Here is a 4,858-nt window from a genome sequence, read left to right on the forward strand (position 1 = left end):
CTGGGCAAAGACGGGGGCGCCGGGGGTGTGACTGGCCATCGATTAAATCTCCTCTGTTGGGGTCCGTGGACCGCCTGTGTGTCTGTTCGGGTCGTCCCCGGCCGCAGCTCCCGACGCCGCTCGTCATGGTCAGCGGTGCGGCGCTCTGTGCGTGAAGTCGTTTCCGGTCGGAAGCGGGGGCCAGGGGATTGCTGCTGCATTGTATTTTCAGATCAATAAAATCGTATACAAAAAATATTTGATACAAGTGGGTGGTTCACATGAACAGCCTGCGGCACCCGCCAAAATTCTTTTCCTGTCGGCGCCTCAATAACGTTCTTCCATCTTGCGGTGGCTGCGAAGGATGCTTCGGATGTGGTGCGCATGCACGCTAACTGGGCGTTCTGTGACTCGCCGTGGTGCATGTGGGGCGCGATTCGGTGAAAGCTGATCGAAGTTCGATTGATTGTATTTATGAGCACAAAATTCGATTGTTTTGTATACAAACAGGCTCTAAACTTTGCCCAATGAAAAGGGTCCTCCGAGGACTTCAGCGTGCATGGCGGAGAAGCAAAGTTGAGCAAAAAACGATCACCCATTGATCTGGGTTCACTCCAGAGCGAAGAGACCATGACGGGTAGCGGACGTGACGAAGCGATCTACCGCAATCTTTACGCGGCCATCGTGGAGAACCATCTCGAGCCCGGAACCAAGCTGCCGGAAGACACGCTGGCCGAGGCCTTTGGCGTCAGCCGCACCAGTATCCGCAAGGTGCTGCAGCGCCTGGCCTACGAGCGCCTGGTCGACATCCGCATGAACCGCGGCGCCACGGTGGCCCAGCCCACAGTCAAGGAGGCACGGGATGTGTTCGCTGCGCGTCGCATCGTGGAGTGCGGTGCGATTGCACAGGTGGTGGCGCGCGCCACGCCGGCGAAGCTCGACGAGTTGCGCGACATCGTGCGGCGTGAGCAGGACGCCGAAGCGCGGGGCGACCGCCGCGAATCCATCTATCTGTCGGGCGAGTTCCATGTCGCACTGAGCCGTCTGTCCGAGAACGACACCATCAGCGACATCCTTGCCGGACTGGTATCGCGCTCCTCGTTGGTGATTGCCACCTATGGCTCGCCGATGTCGGGAAGTTGCCGCCATACCGAGCACCACGACGTGCTCGACCTGATCGCAGCAGGCGATGCCGAGGGCGCACGCGAGTGGATGGAGCGTCACCTGCGGGAGGTGGAGCGCAGCGTTGTTCTGCTCGAAGAGAACCCCTCGGCGCCAGACCTGCGCCGGATCCTCGACGACGTGGCGCAGCGCCAGCGCCGCCAGCCCTGATCAAACGCTATGGCCGTCCGGCGGACGGGTGGCAACCAGGAGAACAGCAGCAGATGCATATCAGGCTCATCAACCCCAACACCACCGCGAGCATGACCGCGAAGATAGGCGAGGCGGCCGCGCGGGTCGCCGCAGCCGGCACGCAGACCTCGGCCTGCAATCCGCTCGCGGGTCCGGTTTCGATCGAAAGCCATTTCGACGAGGCGATCAGCGCGGTCGGCGTGCTCGAAGAAATCCGTCGCGGCGAGACGGAGAACATCGACGCCTACATCATCGCGTGCTTCGGCGACCCCGGCCTGCTCGCCGCCCGTGAGCTGAGCCGTGCGCCGGTGATCGGCATTGCCGAGGCCGCCTTTCATCTCGCCACCCTGATCAGCACACGCTTCTCGATCGTGACCACGCTCGGTCGCACCTGCATCATCGCCGAGCACCTGCTGCAGAGCTATGGCTTTGCCCACCACTGCCGGCGCGTGCGCGCCGCGGAAATACCGGTGCTCGACCTCGAAGACGATGGCGCCTGCGCGCTCGACCGCATCATCGAAGAGTGCCGCCGGGCGCGGGACGAAGACGGTGTAGGTGCGATTGTGCTTGGCTGTGGCGGTATGGCCGACCTCACCGCGCAGATCCGCGACGCGGTCGGCCTGCCGATCGTCGAGGGCGTGACCGCTGCAGTGAAGCTGGCCGAATCCCTCGTCAGCCTGGGGCTGCAAACCAGCAAGCATGGCGATCTCGCCTTTCCGCGCCCGAAGCAGTTCACCGGGCACTTCGATTATCTGAGTGCATGAGCAATCGCGACAGCCACTGCACAGAACAGTGGCGCCGCAAGCGTGAGACCGCGCGGTGCGCGCACCGCATCCCCAAACGAAAAGGAGCGTCACCATGACGAGTAACACCGAGGCAATTCGTGCCCCCGGCCTGCAGCCGGGCAGCGAGCACACGGCCACAACCGGCCACGGCAAGGGGCTGGGTGAAGAATCCCTGGCGCCGCAGCAGACCCGCATCATGGGCAAGTGGTCCTATCTGCTGGCATGGTTCGGCGGTTGCGTGTCGATCGGCACCTTCGCCATGGGCTCGAGCATCGTCGGTACGCTGAATCTGTTGCAGGCCACGGTTGCCATCGCGGTCGGCTGCTTCGTGATCGGTATCGCGCTGGCCATCAACGGCGCTGCGGGCTACAAGTACGGCATTCCCTTTGTGGTGCAGGCGCGCTCGGCGTTCGGGTTTGCCGGAACCAAGTTTCCGGGGCTGGTACGGGCGGTGCCGGCCATCGTCTGGTATGGCTTCCAGAGCTGGGTGGGGGCAGGGGCGCTCAACGCGGTGTCGGCCTCACTGTTTGGCTTCGACAACCTGGTGTTCTGGTTCATCGTGTTCCAGTTCCTGCAGATCGGCCTGTCGGTGCTCGGCTTCCAGGGCATCAAGTGGCTGGAGAACATCGGCAGCGGCTTCATCCTGGTGTCGCTGACCTACATGTTCTTCAGCGTCATCGACAAGTACGGCGACGTCATCACCGAGCGGCTGGTCAACATCGAAGGCACCTGGGGCCTGCCGTTCTGGGGCGCGACCATGCTCTTCCTCGGCATCTACAGCACCATGATGCTCAACGTCAGCGACTATGCACGCGAACTCGAAAAAGGCGTGCGCCGTGCGCCGCTGACGACGATTTACGCCATGTCCATCCTGCCGTGCACGCTGTTCATGGGCCTGATCGGGCTGATGGTGTCGGGTGCGACCGGTGTGGCCGATCCGATCCAGGTGTTTTCCAGCGCGGTAGACAACAAGCCGCTGCTGATCGCGACGCTGCTCTTCATCACCTTTGCGCAGGTCACCACCAACGTGCTCAACAACGTGGTGCCGCCAACCTATGTGCTGATGGACGTGTTCAAGCTGTCGTTCCGCAGTTCGGCGATCATCGTCGGCCTGCTCGCCTTCTGCACCTTCCCGTGGGAACTGGTCAAGGACGAGTCCGCTGCCGGCCTGCAGTTTTTTGTGCAGACCTATTCGGCATTCCTGGGGCCGATCTTCGCGGTGCTGGTCGTGGATTACTACATCATCCGCCGCCGCACGCTCGATCTGGGCAAACTGTATGACGAGAACGGCCCTTATCGCGGTGTGAACTACGCCGGTATCGTCGCCTCGCTCATCGGCGCCGGCGTCGCGCTGAGCTTTTCCTCGGTGTCCTGGTATGCCAGCCTGGTGCCTGCGGGCCTGAGCTACTGGCTGTTGATGAAGAACTGGAGCGCTTGCAAGCGCTTCTGCGAAAACTGATCTGCCGACGCGCAGCCGGCCCGAGGTGGCCGCTGCCGTCGGTGCGCATGGAGAGCCCGTCATGAAACCTGATTCGAAATACCCCCGCGACCTCATCGGCTACGGCCGCAACCCGCCGCATGCCAACTGGCCGGGCAAGGCCCGCGTGGCGGTGCAGTTCGTACTGAACTACGAGGAGGGTGGCGAGAACTGCGTGCTCCACGGCGACCCGGGCAGCGAACAGTTTCTGTCCGAGCTGTTCAACGCTGCCAGCTACCCCGAGCGCCACATGTCGATGGAAGGCATCTACGAATACGGCTCGCGGGTCGGCGCATGGCGCATCCTGCGCGAGTTCGAGCGTCGCGGGCTGCCGCTGACCATCTTCGGTGTGTCGACTGCGCTCGAGCGTCACCCCGAGATGACCGCGGCCTTCCGCGAGCTCGGCCACGAGATCGCCTGTCATGGCTGGAAGTGGATTCACTATCAGGGCGTGGATGAGGCGATCGAGCGCGAGCACATGCGCATCGGCATGGAGATCATCGAGCGCCTCACCGGCGAACGTGCGCTGGGCTGGTACACCGGGCGCGACTCCCCCAACACCCGGCGCCTCGTCGCGGACTACGGCGGCTTTCTGTATGACTCCGACTACTATGGCGACGACCTGCCGTTCTGGACCCAGGTCGAGAAAACCGACGGCAGCACCACGCCGCACCTGATCGTGCCTTACACGCTCGACACCAACGACATGCGCTTCGCGCTGCCGCAGGGCTTCTCGCACGGCGACGAGTTCTTCGAGTATCTGCGCGACGCGTTCGACGTGATGTATGCCGAAGGCGAAGAGCGTCCCGCCATGATGAGCGTCGGCATGCACTGCCGCCTGCTCGGAAGGCCGGGGCGTTTCCGCGCGCTGCAGCGCTTCCTCGACCATATCGAGAAGCACGATCGCGTGTGGGTGTGCCGGCGCGTGGATGTTGCGCGTCACTGGATCGAACACCACCCGCATCCCTGAGTGGCCTGAACTGCTTTGGGCGGTCTGCCGGTTTCAGCCGGCGGGCCGCCCATTTCGTTTATTGCGCGCTCAGTGACTCAAAGCGGGACGTGGTCGATCAGGCCGACGGTGTCGAGGGTGATCTCGTCGCAGTTGTGTCCCGGCCCTGCGCGGTCGACCACGAGGAAGTCGCACACCGCGCCGAGTGCGAGCAGCGGGTGGTGCCAGACGCCGGTGGCGTAGTTCACGCCCTGGTCGCCACGGGCCACGAACACCCGCAGTTGCGCCGCCGTCGGCGCCTCGCGCGCGGGCGCT

General features: G+C 63.5%; 5 protein-coding genes. 4 read left to right on the forward strand and 1 reads right to left on the reverse strand.

What is annotated here, in order from left to right; genetic code table 11:
* The first annotated feature begins 555 nt into the window (after positions 1-555).
* The 4 genes from AC22G6_RS21715 to puuE all read left to right on the forward strand — a co-directional run bounded on the left by AC22G6_RS21715 (position 556) and on the right by puuE (position 4,564).
* Positions 556-1,311, forward strand: coding sequence for a GntR family transcriptional regulator (locus tag AC22G6_RS21715; protein ID WP_199915185.1), 756 nt, complete (start codon positions 556-558; stop codon positions 1,309-1,311).
* A 53-nt stretch (positions 1,312-1,364) separates the two neighbouring features.
* Complete coding sequence (locus tag AC22G6_RS21720) at positions 1,365-2,096, forward strand: aspartate/glutamate racemase family protein (RefSeq protein WP_487368491.1); 732 nt, start codon at positions 1,365-1,367, stop codon at positions 2,094-2,096.
* Positions 2,097-2,190: 94 nt separating this feature from the next.
* Positions 2,191-3,576: an NCS1 family transporter gene (locus tag AC22G6_RS21725; protein ID WP_487368492.1), complete on the forward strand. Its 1,386-nt coding sequence runs from the start codon at positions 2,191-2,193 to the stop codon at positions 3,574-3,576.
* Positions 3,577-3,637: 61 nt separating this feature from the next.
* Complete coding sequence (gene puuE, locus AC22G6_RS21730; RefSeq protein WP_487368493.1) at positions 3,638-4,564, forward strand: allantoinase PuuE; 927 nt, start codon at positions 3,638-3,640, stop codon at positions 4,562-4,564.
* A 77-nt stretch (positions 4,565-4,641) separates the two neighbouring features.
* Here the strand turns inward: puuE and AC22G6_RS21735 are convergent.
* Positions 4,642-4,858, reverse strand: a 217-nt coding sequence (locus AC22G6_RS21735) for an ureidoglycolate lyase (protein ID WP_487368494.1), incomplete at its 5' end; no start/stop codon positions are given.

Source organism: Parazoarcus sp. PS-13 R2A, from assembly GCF_057621855.1.

Bases quoted from the DNA above. Each gene is read 5' to 3' on its own strand.
- AC22G6_RS21720 (WP_487368491.1), top strand. From the start codon at position 1,365: ATGCATATCAGGCTCATCAACCCCAACACCACCGCGAGCATGACCGCG.
- AC22G6_RS21725 (WP_487368492.1), top strand. From the start codon at position 2,191: ATGACGAGTAACACCGAGGCAATTCGTGCCCCCGGCCTGCAGCCGGGC.
- puuE (WP_487368493.1), top strand. From the start codon at position 3,638: ATGAAACCTGATTCGAAATACCCCCGCGACCTCATCGGCTACGGCCGC.